Consider the following 16,278-nt stretch of genomic DNA (forward strand, 5'->3'; position numbering starts at 1 on the left):
TCATTTTAATAGGAACAAAGGCAAAGACAGCGTCAAATTCACACATGCTAATCCTTGTATTTAGGTGTTCTTAAGAAAATTAAGAATCAAATGAGCATGGAGGAAGAGAACCAAAATAACTTTAAGGAGAATTCTCATGGTAACCATGAAAGATTTATTAGAATGCGGTGTGCATTTTGGACACCAAACAAGGCGTTGGAACCCTAAAACCAAAAAATTCATTTTTGGCGTTAGGAAAAATATCCATATTATTGATTTGCAAAAAACCTTGCGCTATTTTAGATACACTTATAATATTGTGCGCGATGCGAGCGCTCAAGGCAAGAGCATCATGTTTGTAGGCACTAAGAAACAAGCCAACGAGACTTTGAAAGAATTTGCTGAAAGCATTCAAGTCCCTTATGTCAATTACCGCTGGCTTGGTGGCATGCTGACTAATTTTAGCACCATTAGAAAATCGGTGAGAAAATTAGAAATCATTGAAGAAATGGAAAATAGCGGTCAAATTGATCTATTGACTAAAAAAGAAAAACTCATGATTTTAAGGAAAAAAGAAAAGCTGGATAAGTATCTTGGCGGGGTGCGCCACATGAAAAAAATCCCTGATATGATTTTTGTGATTGATGTGGCTAAAGAAAAAATCGCTGTCGCTGAAGCAAGAAAACTCCATATCCCTATCGTGGCTCCCTTAGACACTAACTGCGACCCTGATTTAGTGGATTACCCCATTCCTGGAAATGACGATGCGATCCGCTCTATTAGGCTATTTTGTAAAGAAATGAGCGAAGCGATTTTAGAGGGGCGAGAACTCATGCAAGAAGAAATCGTCCATGCGGATGAAAATAGCGAAGAGATAGAGTTCGTGAGCAATGAAGAAAAAGAAGAAATGCTCGCTGAAATCCAAAAAGAAATCACTCAAGGAGTCGAATAATGTCAGGAATTAGCGCTCAATTAGTCAAAAAATTAAGGGACTTAACCGATGCGGGCATGATGGATTGCAAAAAGGCTCTTGTGGAAGTGGCTGGGGATTTGCAAAAGGCCATTGATTTCTTGCGCGAAAAAGGCTTGAGTAAAGCCGCTAAAAAAGCCGATAGGATCGCTGCTGAGGGCGTTATCGCTTTAGAAGTAGCGCCTGATTTTAAAAGCGCGATGATGGTAGAAATCAATAGCGAAACGGATTTTGTGGCTAAAAATGAGGGCTTTAAGGAATTGGTGAAAAAAACTTTAGAAACGATCAAAGCCCATAATATTCATACCACAGAAGAACTGCTTAAAAGCCTATTAGACAACAAGCCTTTTGAAGAATATTTACACTCTCAAATTGCTGTGATTGGTGAAAACATTTTAGTGAGAAAAATCGCTCATTTAAAAGCCCCTAGCTCTCACATCATCAATGGCTATGCGCATTCGAACGCCAGAGTGGGCGTGTTAATCGGTATAAAATACGATAATGAGAAAAACGCTCCAAAAGTAATTGAATTGGCCCGAAACATCGCTATGCATGCCGCAGCGATGAAACCTCAAGTATTAGACAGCAAAGACTTTAGCCTTGATTTTGTCAAAAAAGAAACTTTAGCCTTGATCGCTGAAATTGAAAAAGACAATGAAGAGGCTAAACGCTTGGGCAAACCTTTAAAAAACATTCCTACTTTTGGGAGCCGCATTGAATTGAGCGATGAAGTTTTAGTCCGCCAAAAAAAAGCCTTTGAAGACGAATTAAAAGCGCAGGGCAAGCCTGAAAAAATCTGGGATAAAATCGTTCCTGGAAAAATGGAAAGATTTATCGCTGATAACACCCTTATTGATCAACGCCTGACCCTTTTAGGGCAATTCTATGTCATGGATGATAAAAAAACTATCGCTCAAGTGGTTGCTGATTGTTCCAAAGAGTGGGATGATGATTTAGAGATCACTCAATATGTGCGTTTTGAATTGGGCGAAGGCATTGAGAAAAAGGCAGAAAATTTCGCTGAAGAAGTGGCTTTGCAAATGAAATAGGGTTTTTGGGCGCGTTTTTCGCGCTTAAAAACTAACTTTAACCATCAATAAACTACATGCCCCTTACAGACTAGAAAAAGACTTCCAAGACTTAATCGCTAGCAACAACAACATTCAAAAAGACATTTGCTCTGTTTTAGAAATGGATTATAAAGATTTTAAGTTGTTAAGAGAGGACGCTTACATCAATGGCATTACAGCAGACTTCACGCTTTTTGAAAAAAATAAAGTTAGAGCTATCATAGAGTGTAAGGGTGGAGCTATCGGAGTGAGCGAGTATGTGCGTGGTGTCGGTCAAATTTTTCAATACGAATATTTTTTTGAAAACCATCTAAGCCTTAAAAATTATGGATTTTGCCAAAATTTTAACAGCGTGTTGGTTTTTCCTGAAAGCGTGTTGAAAAACAACGATTTTAATGTGGGGTTTTTCAAATACCCTAAAAGCAAGAAAATTTTAGAAATCAATCCGCACAATTTAGCCGTTAGATGCATTAATGATAGCGAATTGGAAAAGTTAAGAGAGACAAAACACAGGGATTTTAAAGTGATCTCGCCTTATTATGCACGTGATATTAGATTTTTTGAAGTGTATTTTTTGCTCCAAGTTTTAGCCATTTTTAAATTTAAAAACAAATTAGCGCATCGTAAAAACATAGAAGAAACGATTTTAAAAAAGACCAATTCGCTTAATAATGGTAATTGGCGCAATGTCTTTATCACGCTATCCACACTGGGTTTCATTGATAGCCAAAATTATCCTACAAGCACAGGTTTAAACTTTGTGAATATGAGTTATAGCGAATTTCTTGTGATGGTTTTTGAAAGCTATATCAAACCTTACTACATTGAAATTTTTAAACTTGTAGAAAATGATACGCTTAATTTAAAAAATAACGAAATAGCAGAACGCATTAAGATGAATTTTAACAACCATGAAGTCTTGTTTTTGACTGAGTCCAATTCAAGATACATTTCATCATGGCTCAATATCGCAAAAGATGATTTTGCTTTTTTTGATTTCACTAAAAGATTAGCGCAAAGGCAACTGATTTTTAACCCTTTTACCAGCAATAAAAAAAATTTTATTAAGCATGTTGAAAAACATTCGCTATACAATCAATATAAGGAAAGATATAAGGAAATTTTAAATGGCATATAATGTTTGTGAATTTTTTGTGGGAGCGGGCGGTTCGCATTTAGGTTTTATCCAACAAGGTTTTAAAACGCTCTATGTTAATGATATAGACAAAGACGCCCTAAAAACTTTACTCCATAATAATAAAGAACTAAAAAATGCCATCATCGATCAAACAAGCATTACAGAAATTGACCCTAAAAAATTACAAACACAGATAAAACAAGAGGTTGATGTGATTTTTGCAGGTATTGTGTGCAAAAGTTTTTCCTTAGCTGGGGGAGCGTTCACCCAACGACAAACGCAATTATTTTTACCGCTACTATTTAGAAATAATCAAAGCTCTAAGACCAAAAATCAGCATTATAGAAAATGTCAAAGGCATGCTAAACGCTAAAGTTTTGCCGCCAAATTCAGACCCTAAAATTTTACAAGAAGTGGATATTTTATACCAAGAGTTAGAAAACTATAAGGGCAAAAAAGCAGAGTTAAGAAAAAAGAATTCTATCACTAAGGAATTTGAAAATTACGGCTTAAATTTACGCCAAAAGAAACAAAACTTGCAAAAGAAACTCAATGATTTAATGCATGGCGTCGTAGATGACATTTTAAAAATTTATGAATAGTTAGGCTATCGTGTAGAGTTTAAAGTCTTAAATAGCGCATGGTATGGGAGCGCGACTAAAAGAGAAAGGTTGATTATAGTAGCTGTTAGAAACGATTTGCCCTTTCATTTCACATTCCCTAAACCCACCCATTTAAGCGATGAAATCAACACTAAGCTGGATTTTAAAGATTTACCCACAAGCTTTAAAAAACCTTTTTTGATTAGAGACGCTTTCAATTTGATTGATTATTCCAATTCAGACGATGCAGACAATTTGCCCCTGCAACACAACCCCAAAACAATTGAACGCTTTCAATACATACAAGAAGGCAAAAATATTCAAGAATGCATTGAGAGCTTGCCTAAGCATTTACAAATCTCTCAATTCTATTCTAGAGGCAATACCATGCGTTTAAAAATGGACGCCTTATCTCCCACTTTAGTGCCAGGGCATAGTAATTTCCCCTTACACCCGACAGAGCATAGAAGCATCACCATTAGAGAAGCAGCAACCATTACCGGCTTTCCTACTTCTTACAAATTTTTTGGCTCACACACCAAGCGTTGCGAACAAGTGGGCAATGCTGTGCCTATCGCTTTATCTAGCGCGATTGCTAAGGAAGTTAAAAGGTTTTTAGATAGTTTGAAACCAAAAACTATCTAAACGCCCAAAAAAGATTTACTGAAAGCCCCTTATCTATTATTCAGCTATTTTAAAATCAAGTTTTTGGCTGCTTTTTTCTACTTTTTTCTGCCTAGCGTTAGGTCTGTCTATTGATGGTGTTATCATTTTTGTAGCTGTTTTTACTCTTATTTGCTTCTGCTCAGTGCTTTCAAAAAGCAAGGTGTGCTGCCGCTCTAATTTTTCATAAAGAGCTGGGGGGTAAGGAATGTAAGGGGCTTTTTCTATTAGACTGATCATCAATTTCTTTACGCTAAAAATAAACTTGTATTTTACAAGAAATAGATAAATGGGAGCAAATATGCTAATGAGTGAGCGTTTTCAAAAATTCCAAGACATTTTGTTCTCTTAAAATGTGGTTTGACGAAAAGAAGCTTTCAATCTGGTGGTGGTTAGAAAATTCCTTTTTATGCTCATAAGCTTTTCTGATGTAGGGGGCAAACCCAAAAGGGTTTTCTAAATCCTTTAAGGCGTTTTTCAAACTTCCTTCATCTTTATCTAAAGTATCAAAATACTTGAGCAAGACCTCTCTGGTTTCATAACTCAAAATATCTGAGCCTTTAAAAAAAGTGATGTTCGCATTAGCGACTCCATACACATAAATCGCATTGGGTTTAGGCAAGTTTGAATTCCACATGGGGCGAGATGTTTGAAGATTTTTTTCACCCTTATCGTTTTTAGAAAACTTGATTTCAATCCCCACCACACAATCAAAAATAAAAACCAAAAAATCAGGGTAATTTTGTGAGCCAAAAGGCTGGTATAAAAAATGGCTTGTAAGGTTTGAAAAAGGGTTTTTAAGGGTGTTTGGGTGATTTTTTTCTAAAACTTGCTTTTTGAGTTGGTTAAAAGTGGTTTTGATTTCCTTATTAGGCTTTTCTTCAATATGGCTTAGTTCTTCTGTTAAACCGCCGTTGATTTCGCTAAAGTGTTTTTTTAATTCATTCCTAAATTTGTTTTCAAACTGCTCCCCTGTGCTAGAACTTGCAAAAAACTTTCTTTTGTTGGTAATTTCTTGGAACACTTTTTCAAGCATGCATTTCCTTTAATTTGCAATATTCTTCCACAAAATCATAAGTAGAAAACCCTAAAACTTGCGTGTTTTTATGAGCGAGTTTGTTAAAATCAATTTTATGGATAATCCTTAAAGCTTCTTTGGAGTGGGCTTTAATAAAAAAATATTGTCGGTTTTTAATCAGTAAATTTGCATTGGTGATCTTTTCGTTGTAATCATAAAAGCCTTGTCTCACCACCGCAAAATCCCATTGGTATTTTTCTTTGTTGAAATATTTAAGGGTGTGTGGCGTGTTGTTGTGAATATAAGTGATGAAGTCATTATGGCGGATTTTTGGGGGAGCAATGATGCGTTCGTCTTTAAGATTTAGGGCGATATTTTTATGCATATAGATTTGAAAAACGCATTTTACATCATAGGGTCGTTCATTAAAAATAAAAGCGTTTTTTTCTAAATCAGCGTTTAAAACCAATTTTGCACGCTTATCAATGTGTTTTTGAACAGAATAGCGTTTGAATAAATTGGGCAAAATAAACGCTACAATAGGTGCTTCGTTTAAAGATTTGTTTAAAAAATCTAGGGCTAATTTCCCTCTGTGCCCAAAAGGAGGGTTGCCAACAATGACACGCTTTTTATCAAACTCAATCAATTCCAATAAATAATCTTTTTTTTGAATGCCTTGAGCTTTAGGGGCAATATCAAGGGCGAGGCAATCAGCAATCCCTAATCCTTTTAACGCACCAACAAAGCTCCCACTCCCTGCACTTGGCTCTAAAAAATGGAATGCGCTTAAGTCTAGCCCTAGATTTTGATTGATGAGATCTTTTAATAAATCCAAACAAAACCGCGCGATTTTGGGGTGGGTGTAAAAAGCGTCTAAATTCTTTTGCAAGGTAGTATTACTAACCATTTTAATCCCATTTTAGTTGAAATCAAACCCACCCGCTTCGCCTAAACTCATGCTCTCATAAGCCGCATTCACATAGCTGTTGCGGATCTCGCAATTCAAAACCTTCTCGCATTTCAAGCAACTCGCTACTTGCTTTTCTTCTTGGCATGCTTGCAATTTCAAAAGAGCGTCATTAAAACGCTCTTCGTATTCTAATTTTTTAGCGCTATTTGGCATCATTCTCCCCTTAAATATTTTTCTAAAATTTGAGCTTCATGCGGGCTAGCTAAATAGCATTCGCTTTTTTCATGGTAATTTTCTACGCTTTGCTCTAGCAAACGCTTTTTAACCCCCTTATCAAAATAAAACGCTTCCCCTTTAGCTTTTTCAACCATCAAGGCTAAAGGAAAGACTTCAAAAAGCTTGCGCAATTTCTTTTGCGGGTAGGAAAACATTCCGCCTTTTTTGATGAGCACATGATGGACATCAGCCACCATAGATCCTGAGTATCGTAAGCGGTAATTTTCTGCAAAAAACCCTTCTAAAGCCTTTTTTAAGCCTGAAGAAAAATCCTTTTGATTGCCTCCGCTAGCGATGATTTTACCCTTATTTTCTAAAACAATGGTTTCTATAAAATGGAACTTGTTTTGGTAAAACGCGTAACGATAAACTTCTCCTAAAGCCACCACCAGTTCTATTTTATGCCCAAAAACCACATAAAGGCTTGCGGCTAAATTTTGCGCCTTATAATCCTTTTCATAAACCCCTATAATCGTGCCTACTAAGAAATTCGCCTCCATCACTGAACTCCCGTCTAGTGGGTCATAAGCGATCAAATAAGAGCCGTTTTCTTTAGTAACGGGTGTTTCTTTTTCTTCGCTAAAAACGCTTTTCACATTTTCTAAACTCAAAAAATTTTCTTCTAAAAATTTGTCTAGGGCTAAATCCGCTTTAATAGGCGTATCCCCGCTGCTGTTTTCTAATTTAGTGTAACTCCCAGCGTCCGGCTTTTCTAAAATCTCTTGGGCTTTTTTAACCCCTTTTTCTAAAAGACTGATGATTTCTATAACGATGTTCGCATGCTTGCCTTTAAAATGTTTGTAATCCATAAAAACCCTTTTATGATTTGATTAAAGATGCTAATATTTTACTTGAAAACATTGAAATAGGGAAGTATTTTGAAAGTAGCCCCGAGCCTTTTGAGCGCTGATTTTATGCATTTAGCCAAAGAGATAGAGAGCGTGAGTAACGCTGATTTTTTGCATGTGGATGTGATGGATGGGCATTATGTGCCTAATTTAACGATGGGGCCTGTAATTTTAGAGAATGTTACTCAAATGAGCAAAGTGCCTTTAGATGTGCATTTAATGGTAGAAAATGCGAGCTTTTTTGTAGGATTGTTCGCCCCTTTAAACCCGCAAATCATTAGTATTCATGCAGAAAATGAAAAGCACCCCCACAGGGTGTTGCAACTCATTAAAAATTCAGGCATCACGCCAGGAATTGTTCTCAACCCCCACACGCATGAAGAAAGCATGAAATACTTATTAGAAAGCGTGGGGCTAGTACTTTTAATGAGCGTGAATCCGGGCTTTGGCGGGCAGAAGTTTTTAGATTTAGTGCTAGAAAAATGCTTGAAAGTTAAGGAATTGATTAAGCGCTACAACCCTAGCTGTCTTTTAGAAGTGGATGGGGGCGTGAATGATAAAAATATCTTTGAACTCCAACAAGCGGGCGTGGATGTTGTGGTTTCAGGGAGTTATATTTTTAAATCCAAAGATCGTAAGCTGGCTATTGAAGGCTTACAGAATGTCAGACAGCCTCTTGCATAAAGATATTCAAGCCCTAATCGCTCGTTTAAAGCACCAGGATTTAAGCTTAGGCATGCTAGAAAAATCGCTCTCTCGCCTTATTTATGATGAAGTCAATTTGGAATATTTAAAAGCGTGCGGGCTTAATTTCGTAGAAACGAGCGAACATTTAATCACGCTCAAAAACCTTAAAACCCCCCTTAAAGATGAGGTTTTTTCCTTTATTGATTTAGAAACCACCGGCTCTTGCCCCCTAAAACATGAGATTTTAGAAATCGGAGCCGTGCAAGTGAAGGGGGGGGAAATCATCAATCGTTTTGAAACCCTTGTGAAAGTCAAAAGCGTGCCTGATTATATCGCTGAGCTTACAGGAATCGCTTATGAAGACACCCTAAACGCCCCAAGCGCGCATGAAGCTTTGCAAGAATTGCGGCTTTTTTTAGGCAATAGCGTGTTTGTAGCCCATAACGCTAATTTTGATTACAACTTTTTAGGGCGTTATTTTGTAGAAAAATTGCATTGCCCCTTATTGAATTTAAAGCTTTGCACTTTGGATTTATCCAAACGAGCCATTTTGTCCATGCGTTATTCTTTGAGCTTTTTAAAAGAGCTTTTAGGGTTTGGTATAGAAGTCAGCCACAGAGCCTATGCGGACGCTTTAGCGAGCTATAAGCTCTTTGAAATATGCTTATTAAACCTGCCCAGTTACATCAAAACGACAATGGATTTGATTGATTTTTCCCAATGCGCTAACACCCTAATCAAAAGACCCCCAAGAGCTAAATATCAAGAGACTCCACCGCCATTTTCTCTTTTTGAGAGGACAAAGGGCTTGTTAAATATCATAAAAGCAACCAGTTAAACGAAAGCTGTTTGATTGGGTTTGATTAGGGGTGAAATTTTATTCCGTCATTTTTGTTTTTTGAGAATGCCGCATGCTTCTTTTAACCCTAATCTGCAAGCTTTTTAAGACTTTCTGTCATTTGTTTTTCATCTTTTGCTATGCTTTCATTATAAAACGCTGCTAAAGCGTAACACCTTTAGCATCGTTTAATTTACAAGCTTTTTTTAAAATATTTCTTGGCTCTAGTGGAATTTTATCCGTGTAAATAGTGATACCTGAAAATACAAGCTCTTTAGGGTCTTGCTCTGCCATTAACCCCCCACATAAACACAACGCCCCCAAATACAAAATCCTAAAAACCGCTTTTTTGACGCTCATGGCACTTCTTTATTTATGCTCAAAACTTTAATGTTTAAAAGGTAGGGCTTTAGTTGCTTTATTTTCATCGTTTTATAGCCAAAACTCATAAAAGGATAGGGGGTTATTTGCGATACCCTACCCCACAATATCCAACAAATGCTCTTCATGCCATAATTCAATTTCTTCTTCTTCCAAGCCAAACGCCTTAGCCCTTTGGCTGTTTTGATAGCGGTTTTTAGAGCCTTCTTTAGGGTCTTTATCGCTAATAGCTTGCATGTTTTCTAACGCTCTTGTTTCTTGGGCTAATTCAAGCTTACTTTGAAAGCTTTGCGCTAAATCCAGCATATCACTTCTTGCACCCTGTTGGATAGCAGAATTTAAAGGAGCGTTTTGGTTGATATAAGTTACATTGCCTAAAGCTGAAACACCCATGCTAACCTCCTTAGTGCTTAAGTGTCCTTTAGACTAATAGTTCGGTATTTTGAGTAAATGACATTAGCTCCTTTGATGATTTTGACAAATTTTCGTTGCGTGTAGTCAATTTCGTAACTATTAAACGCATCTTTTTGCATTTTAATCAACATTTTGGCTAATTCCATAATGACCTCATCTTTGGGCACATTCTTTTGGCAAAAAACGATCAAATGCGATCCAGGAATGCCTCTTACATGCATCCATAAATCATTCGCTCTTGCGTCTTGTAAGAGTTTGATATTCTCTTTTTGGTTTTTCCCTAAACCGATTTTAAAATCCTTATAATACAGCACTTCATACCCGCTCATCGGGCGTTTGGTTTTAGAATTTTTTACCGGCATAAACATTTCTAAAACGCTTTCTTCTTGTGCTCCTTTAACATAATTAATTTGATTTTCTTTAAAGGCGATTTTTTCTTTTAGATTCTCTTCTTCTAAATGCAAGAATTGCGATTTTTGTTTCTTTTTTTTGCTGAGAGTGAATTTCTTATTGATAAAAGCGTTTAAGGGCATGCTCTTATCAATTTCAATCGCGCGTTCTTTATCTTCAAAATCCTTTAAAACCACGCGGCTTTCATGCCTGTTGATTGAATGCTGGTAAGTGAGTAATAGCTGGGCTTGAGTTTGCAATTCTTTCGCTTCCAGCTGTAAATTTTTAGGATCTTCTAGTTTTTCTAATTTTTCTTTCAAGCGTTCTTTTTGGGTATTCAACCGCTTGATGATTTGATTTTTTTTGTGTTCTAATTCTTTATGCTGGTAGGATAAAAAATCTTTTTCTAAAATGTCTAACAACCCCTTAAAATCCAAATCCTCTTCTTGATGCTCGTATGCATTAAAAGGCAATGCCCCTAAAATATCGTTTTTAGCGACCCTGTCATTAAAACGAAAGGCCTCTATCACGCATTTTTCTTTATCTAAAATCATGAGGTTGGCTTTTTTAGGGATCATTTCTAAACGCAAAATAAAATTTTCACTCTTATAGGCCAAATCTTTAGCGCATGCGATTTCTAAAATCCGATCGTTATCAATGATGTTTGCTTGTAAAATTTTGGCGTTTTTAGTGAATTTATTCAAACAAAAATCTAACGCTAGGGTGTTTTTTAAAACGCTCTCTGGGGGTTTTTTGGACAAACCGATATAAGGCACACTCAAATCTACAACAAAGGCGTGTTTTTCTTTGGAAAAAGTCTCTAATAAAAAACCAGACGCGTTCAAGCGTTTGAGGTTAAAATGCGTTTGAGCGTTTAAAAATTCGCTGAATTTCTTTAAAAGAAAAAATTTCATTCTTGCGCCTTTAATTTTTCCTTAGCGAAAGAAATCGCGCTCCCTATATTCTCGCTCCCCCCTATCATGCGCGCGATTTCTAAAACCCTTTCTTCGTTATTAAGGGTTTTGGCGAGGCTTTTGTGGTTTTCTTTGAAGACTAAAATATGGTTTTTAGCGAGTGCTGGGATATGGACTTGGTGCGAAATGGCAAAGATTTGGGAATGGCTGCTCAAGGTTTCAAGGGCTTTAGAGACCGCCAAACTCTCTTCACCGCTCAGGTTGGAATCCATTTCATCTAACACCAACACTCCTTTAAAATCCTTTAAAAACTCCATTTCCAAAAGCATGAACGCCAACCTCAAACGGCTGTATTCTCCAGAGCTTAAGGTTTCTAATTGGGAATTTTGCAAATTCAAAACGAGTTTTTGAGCGCCTTTTTCGCTCATGGGGGCTTCTTCTAAAACCAAACTAGGGCTTTTTAGGAGCAAATCTTTCGCTTTAGCGCTTAAAAGAGCGTTAAAACCGGCTAAATACTCTTTTCTAAAACCGCTTATTTCTTCGCACAATTTCAAGCATTCGGTTTTTAGTCGCTCTGTTTCTTTGTGGTAAGTTTCGCAATGATGATCAATTTCTTTCAGGTTATACAATTCGTTTTTAACATGCCTTAATCGTTCTTTAGCATGCGCAATGCTCCCGTAATCCTTAATGATCCCGCTTAGCATGCCAAGCCTTTCTAGCACTCTTTCAATATCCAAACGCTCGCACTCTTCTAATTTAGCCTGCTCTTTTTCCAACAGAGCGCTCGCTTCTAATAAAGCGCTTTTTAAAAACTCCGCGCTATGGCCCACGCTCTCTAAAGCATGCGTGATTTTGTGGGTATTTTCTAGCACCTCTAACGCCAGAGCGATTTTATCGTTCAGTTTTTCCTTACTAGAGAGCAATTTTTTTTGCTCTAAAAGGCGTTCGTATTCGTCTTCTTTTAAATCCAAGCGCTCTAATTTCATTTTTTCAAAATTCAAACGCTCTTCTAAATCCTTTTGGAAACGCTTTTTATCCTCTAATAACCGCCTTTCTTTTTCTAGCTTCTCTAAGCGGGTGAATTTTTCTTCAAGCGCGCCTAAAAGGGGGCTAAACGCCTTGTTTTCGTTGTGGATATAGCCATCTAGTAAGGAGAGCATTAAAGTATCATTGAGTTCATTCTGGCTGAATCTATCGTTAGACAAGCGTTTGATCAAACCTTTTAATAACGCTTTGAGCGTGTTTTTAGACAGGCTTGTTTGGTTTAAAAAATAGCGCGTTTTTTCTTTTTTAATCACGCTGATGACTAAGGGTTCATGTTCATCTTCTCTGAAAATGCCGTATTCTTCAGTGTCTAAAAAAGGCGCGATCAATTCCACTTCAATGTTTGAAGCGTTGCTCTCTTTAAGCCCAAACGCCCCTAAAAGGCTCGCAATAAGAACGCTTTTTCCCACCCCGCTAGCCCCACTAATCGCGCTCAAGCCGTCTTTAAACTCCAAATCCAGTTTTTCAAAAACAGCGTTTTGACGCACTTTTAAGCGTGTGATTTGAGCGTTATTAAAATCTCGCATGTTTTTCACCCTTTTTATCTTTTTTTGTTAGGGCTTTCCCCCCATAAGAGCTTTTCTTTAAGCACTTTAAAATAATCCCTTGAATTTTTTTGTAGGAGTTTGGTGGTCGTGGGGCTTTTTTGAATGTATAGGGGTTGGTTGGCTTTTAAATCATAGGTGGCTTGCCCGTCAATAACTACAAGAGCGTCTTCATGAGCGCAAAAATTCAAGCAAAATTCCGCTCCTAACACTAAAGGGCGTTGCGTTAAAGAAAAATCGCACAAGGGCGTTAAAATATAGCTCTGGCTTAAAGCATGCACAATCGGCCCATGAGCGCTCAAATTATAAGCGGTCGAGCCTAGGGGCGTGGCAATGATAAGCCCATCGCCCTTATAGGTGTTAAAGGGCGTATGGCCTGCATAAGCTTTGATGTCTAAAACCCCTAAAGCTTTTTTTTTAGCGATCACAATTTCATTGATCGCATAAAAAGAGGTTTTCCCAATACGGCCCTCTAAAGCCAAATGCTCTTCTAGTTTGATAGCGCCTTGCTTGAGATCTTGTAAGAAATCTTTCAAACCATTCAACTCAACCGCGCTCAAAAACCCTAAATTCCCTATTCTAACCCCAAAACATGGCTTATTGTAAGAATGCGTCATTCTTAAAGCCCCTAAAATCGTGCCATCGCCCCCTAAGCATAAAAACGCATAGGCTTTTTCTATCAATCGCGCATCTTTTGCCCCATCAAGGCTATCAATCATAAAACTTTCAAACCCCTCATCTTCTAAAAGCCTTAAAACCCATTCTTTAGCTTGTTCTAGCTTTTCAAAAAGGGGGTTTTGATAATGAGTGGGCCGCACAAACACGCCGATAGTTTGAGGTGAATCTTTCATGCGTATATTGTAGCTTAAAGCTTGAAACAAAATTTTAAAAAAGGGGGTTTTAGCCGCTTTTTTATCATCTTATGTGAAATTCATAAGGAGTTTTTATTTTTATTAATGTTTCATTTTTCAAACTTTTTTAATTGTTTTTTGGGTATTCTTTTTAAGAATGTAAGCATTATGTTAAGGAATCACACATGAAAAAATTTTTTTCTCAATCTTTGTTAGCTTTGATTGCTTCTGTCAATGCGCTATTAGCTATGGATGGTAATGGCGTTTTTTTAGGGGCGGGTTATTTGCAAGGACAAGCCCAAATGCATGCGGATATTAATTCTCAAAAACAAGCCACTAACGCTACTATCAAGGGGTTTGACGCGCTTTTAGGGTATCAATTTTTCTTTGAAAAACACTTTGGCTTGCGCCTTTATGGGTTTTTTGACTACGCCCATGCCAATTCTATCAGGCTTAAAAACCCTAACTATAACAGCGAAGCAACACAAGTGGCGGGTCAAATTCTTGGGAAACAAGAAATCAATCGTCTAACGAGCATCGCCGATCCCAAAACCTTTGAGCCAAACATGCTCACTTATGGGGGGGCTGTAGATGTGATGGTCAATGTCATCAATAACGGCATCATGAGTTTGGGGGCTTTTGGTGGGGTGCAATTGGCCGGCAATTCATGGCTTATGGCGACGCCGAGTTTTGAGAGCCTTTTAGTGGAACAAGCTTTGGTGAGCAAAAAAGCCACTTCTTTCCAATTTTTATTCAATGTGGGGGCTCGCTTAAGGATCTTAAAGCATTCTAGCATTGAAGCGGGCGTGAAATTCCCCATGCTAAAGAAAAACCCCTATATCACTGCGAAAAATTTGGATATAGGGTTTAGGCGCGTGTATTCATGGTACGTGAATTATGTGTTCACTTTCTAGGGTGTGGCCCTAGAGCTCAAGCGCACTCTCAATGATTTGAATCAGCTCTTCTTTTCTTTCTTCTAAGCTTTTAGGCGTCCATTCTGTGTAGTGGTGTGCAATATCTATGGTCATCTTATAGCAAGTCATCACCTTAAAAGGTTTCTTCTTGCCTAGCGTGATTTCTTCTCCCATGTAGATTTTCTTTTTATCTTTGAAATCCAAATTTGAAGCTTTGGTGTTTTTCGTGCCTCCTAAAAGCGTGAGGTTGGCTAAAGAATGCGTGTATAATTTCCTTTCTTCTTCGCTAAAGTCTTTAACCCATTGGCTTGAAGGACCGGGGTTTTGGGGCAAAATATGTTCGACATGAAAATCGTTCTTTTCAATGCGTTTAGGTCTAGGATCATCGCTCATGAAATATTCCACTAGAATAAGAATGGGTCTGATCCATGAATTTTTTGAAGCCCTTTTGTGTTTTTCATACAAACGGTCATCTTTTAGTTTTTCTCTAAAGTTTTGTGTTACCTTATTATTATCATCATCTAAATATTTTTTCACAATAGAAGCGATGTCTTCTACGCTTTTCTTTTCTTTTAGGGCTTTAATAATGTTGCAATTAGTTTGTTTTTTAGGTTCTTTTTGCTCTGCAACCCAATTTTGGTAGTAAAGCTTGACCAACAACTCCTTTAAAGCCTCTATGTCTTGATCGCTATAATGGTGCAATATGCTAGTGCACAAAATAACGCGCCAAAAATCAGAGGCTAGATAAGAAAGCAAATGAGCATGCCAATCTTGCATTTCTAACACCTTACAATAAGCATTGTAAAAATCCTCTACGCCCTTAAAGTATTCTAAAGGGGGTTTATTAAGCCTTTCAAACTGATCGGCAAGCCTTTCTTCCATGCTTTTCCCACTAGTTACCGGATTGAGATAGGTTAAATACCAGCTTAATAAGGTTTCTGTGGCATTCTTCTCTCGCTTGTTCTCTTTTCTCTTTGGAAATTTTGACTCATTCCCTGAGCATTTTTGATGCAAGGCACTCCAACGAGACACAAACTCTTCTTGATCCTTTTTGTTAGCGAGTTTTTTTAGTAACTCCACCTTAAAAACATCTATCGCATGCAAGGGCAAACCTCTAGCGTTTAAAACACTAAAAATCCTTAACGCCATACTTACATTGGGGCAAGTGGTTTTGATAAATACGACCTTAAAATACAACCACTTAATGAAATCGTTAATGTCTTTAATCTCTTTCTCTTTAAGATAGTTTTTTAAACAAATCGCATTTTTTAGGTAATTGTTCTTATTATTTTTATTCTTGCTTGCTTGAGAGTCGTTGAAATGTTCTAATGCATACACAAAATCATCTTTAGCGTTAAGCCCCATAATGTTAAAATGCAACCGCTCCCTTTTTTCTCCATCAATATCGCACAAACTCTTTTCTAAAAGTTCTCTGCTAGTTGGGTTTAAATCTTTATCATAGAGGGTGGCTAAAACTTTTGCAAGCAGAATGAAAGTGCTTAAGCGTTGCTGGCCATCCACAATATCATAGGTTTCAGCGTTAGTTTCGGAATCTGTGTTAATTACGATTAAAACTAACGAGCCGCAAAAATAACCGCTTCCTTTATAATATTCATAGCTAGAAAACAAATCGTCTAAAAGTTTTTCGCAGTTTTTTTCTGTCCATTGATAAGGGCGTTGGTAATCAGGGATTTGGTAATAAGAAACAAGTGCTGTAGCTAAAATATCTTTTAATGGACGATCTACGCCTTTGACTTCATTTGCCATAAAAACCCCTTATATTGTTTAGGATAGATTATAACATTAAAAAGTGTTTTTTTTTTTTT

At 37.2% G+C, this 16,278-nt stretch carries 17 protein-coding genes and 1 pseudogene; 7 read left to right on the forward strand and 11 right to left on the reverse strand.

All coding sequences use genetic code 11. From position 1 onward, the window contains the following. The first annotated feature begins 136 nt into the window (after positions 1-136). From rpsB to DV63_RS18500, 4 genes and pseudogenes are all read left to right on the forward strand, one after another. Complete coding sequence (gene rpsB, locus DV63_RS11690; RefSeq protein ID WP_000258277.1) at positions 137-931, forward strand: 30S ribosomal protein S2; 795 nt, start codon at positions 137-139, stop codon at positions 929-931. Continuing rightward, entirely contained in the window at positions 931-1,998 is a 1,068-nt protein-coding gene (gene tsf / locus DV63_RS11695; RefSeq protein ID WP_000014379.1) for a translation elongation factor Ts, read from the forward strand. The genes rpsB and tsf overlap by 1 nt, the downstream gene beginning before the upstream one ends. A gap of 142 nt (positions 1,999-2,140) precedes the next feature. Further along, positions 2,141-3,157 carry a DUF5343 domain-containing protein gene (locus DV63_RS11700; RefSeq protein ID WP_000384653.1) on the forward strand — a complete coding sequence of 339 codons (1,017 nt, stop codon included), beginning with the start codon at positions 2,141-2,143 and terminating at the stop codon, positions 3,155-3,157. After that, positions 3,147-4,404, forward strand: a pseudogene (locus DV63_RS18500) (DNA cytosine methyltransferase). Before DV63_RS11700 ends, DV63_RS18500 begins: the two are co-directional and overlap by 11 nt. Before the next feature lie 36 nt (positions 4,405-4,440). On the opposite strand, the gene DV63_RS11715 reads toward DV63_RS18500, so the two are convergent. From DV63_RS11715 to DV63_RS11735, 5 genes are all read right to left on the reverse strand, one after another. Beyond that, positions 4,441-4,662, reverse strand: a complete 222-nt coding sequence (locus tag DV63_RS11715) for a hypothetical protein (RefSeq protein ID WP_020982392.1) — start codon at positions 4,660-4,662, stop codon at positions 4,441-4,443. A 64-nt stretch (positions 4,663-4,726) separates the two neighbouring features. Beyond that, on the reverse strand, positions 4,727-5,458 hold the full coding sequence (locus DV63_RS11720) for a hypothetical protein (protein WP_000891092.1): 732 nt from the start codon (positions 5,456-5,458) through the stop codon (positions 4,727-4,729). Continuing rightward, positions 5,451-6,347, reverse strand: coding sequence for a hypothetical protein (locus DV63_RS11725; protein WP_000254496.1), 897 nt, complete (start codon positions 6,345-6,347; stop codon positions 5,451-5,453). Before DV63_RS11725 ends, DV63_RS11720 begins: the two co-directional genes overlap by 8 nt. Positions 6,348-6,359: 12 nt before the next feature. Next, the gene (locus DV63_RS11730; RefSeq protein ID WP_001864762.1) at positions 6,360-6,563 is read right to left on the reverse strand and encodes a hypothetical protein; all 204 of its coding nucleotides are present in this window, start codon (positions 6,561-6,563) and stop codon (positions 6,360-6,362) included. Next, positions 6,563-7,435 (reverse strand): class 1 fructose-bisphosphatase, encoded by an 873-nt coding sequence (locus tag DV63_RS11735; protein WP_000384782.1) that lies wholly within the window; start codon positions 7,433-7,435, stop codon positions 6,563-6,565. The genes DV63_RS11730 and DV63_RS11735 overlap by 1 nt, the downstream gene beginning before the upstream one ends. A 69-nt stretch (positions 7,436-7,504) precedes the next feature. Here DV63_RS11735 and rpe point away from each other — a divergent pair, with 69 nt between their 5' ends. Together rpe and DV63_RS11745 are read left to right on the forward strand one after the other, a co-directional pair. Continuing rightward, the gene (gene rpe, locus DV63_RS11740; RefSeq protein WP_000861412.1) at positions 7,505-8,158 is read left to right on the forward strand and encodes a ribulose-phosphate 3-epimerase; all 654 of its coding nucleotides are present in this window, start codon (positions 7,505-7,507) and stop codon (positions 8,156-8,158) included. Next, positions 8,136-8,999, forward strand: a complete 864-nt coding sequence (locus tag DV63_RS11745) for a 3'-5' exonuclease (protein WP_017179720.1) — start codon at positions 8,136-8,138, stop codon at positions 8,997-8,999. Before rpe ends, DV63_RS11745 begins: the two co-directional genes overlap by 23 nt. A 162-nt stretch (positions 9,000-9,161) precedes the next feature. On the opposite strand, the gene DV63_RS11750 is transcribed toward DV63_RS11745, so the two are convergent. The 5 genes from DV63_RS11750 to DV63_RS11770 form a co-directional block, all read right to left on the reverse strand. After that, positions 9,162-9,359: a hypothetical protein gene (locus DV63_RS11750; protein ID WP_000111865.1), complete on the reverse strand. Its 198-nt coding sequence runs from the start codon at positions 9,357-9,359 to the stop codon at positions 9,162-9,164. A 117-nt stretch (positions 9,360-9,476) separates the two neighbouring features. Then, entirely contained in the window at positions 9,477-9,773 is a 297-nt protein-coding gene (locus DV63_RS11755) for a hypothetical protein (protein WP_000539103.1), read from the reverse strand. Positions 9,774-9,790: 17 nt separating this feature from the next. Beyond that, a complete protein-coding gene (locus tag DV63_RS11760) occupies positions 9,791-11,098 on the reverse strand; it encodes an NFACT family protein (protein WP_000667788.1) in 1,308 nt (435 codons plus the stop codon). Further along, positions 11,095-12,669, reverse strand: coding sequence for a DNA repair protein RecN (locus DV63_RS11765; protein WP_001204454.1), 1,575 nt, complete (start codon positions 12,667-12,669; stop codon positions 11,095-11,097). The genes DV63_RS11760 and DV63_RS11765 overlap by 4 nt, the downstream gene beginning before the upstream one ends. Positions 12,670-12,683: 14 nt before the next feature. Next, on the reverse strand, positions 12,684-13,538 hold the full coding sequence (locus DV63_RS11770) for an NAD(+)/NADH kinase (RefSeq protein ID WP_031202302.1): 855 nt from the start codon (positions 13,536-13,538) through the stop codon (positions 12,684-12,686). A 185-nt stretch (positions 13,539-13,723) separates the two neighbouring features. On the opposite strand from DV63_RS11770, the gene DV63_RS11775 reads away from it, so the two are divergent. Next, positions 13,724-14,452, forward strand: a complete 729-nt coding sequence (locus DV63_RS11775) for an outer membrane protein (RefSeq protein ID WP_000713156.1) — start codon at positions 13,724-13,726, stop codon at positions 14,450-14,452. 9 nt (positions 14,453-14,461) lie between these two features. Here the strand turns inward: DV63_RS11775 and DV63_RS11780 are convergent, their stop codons facing one another. Then, positions 14,462-16,219 carry a DUF262 domain-containing protein gene (locus DV63_RS11780; RefSeq protein ID WP_001262977.1) on the reverse strand — a complete coding sequence of 586 codons (1,758 nt, stop codon included), beginning with the start codon at positions 16,217-16,219 and terminating at the stop codon, positions 14,462-14,464. Positions 16,220-16,278 lie beyond the last annotated feature (59 nt).

Origin of the sequence: Helicobacter pylori FD535 (genome assembly GCF_000296015.2) — a bacterium.
In the GTDB taxonomy this organism is placed as follows: domain Bacteria; phylum Campylobacterota; class Campylobacteria; order Campylobacterales; family Helicobacteraceae; genus Helicobacter; species Helicobacter pylori_CT.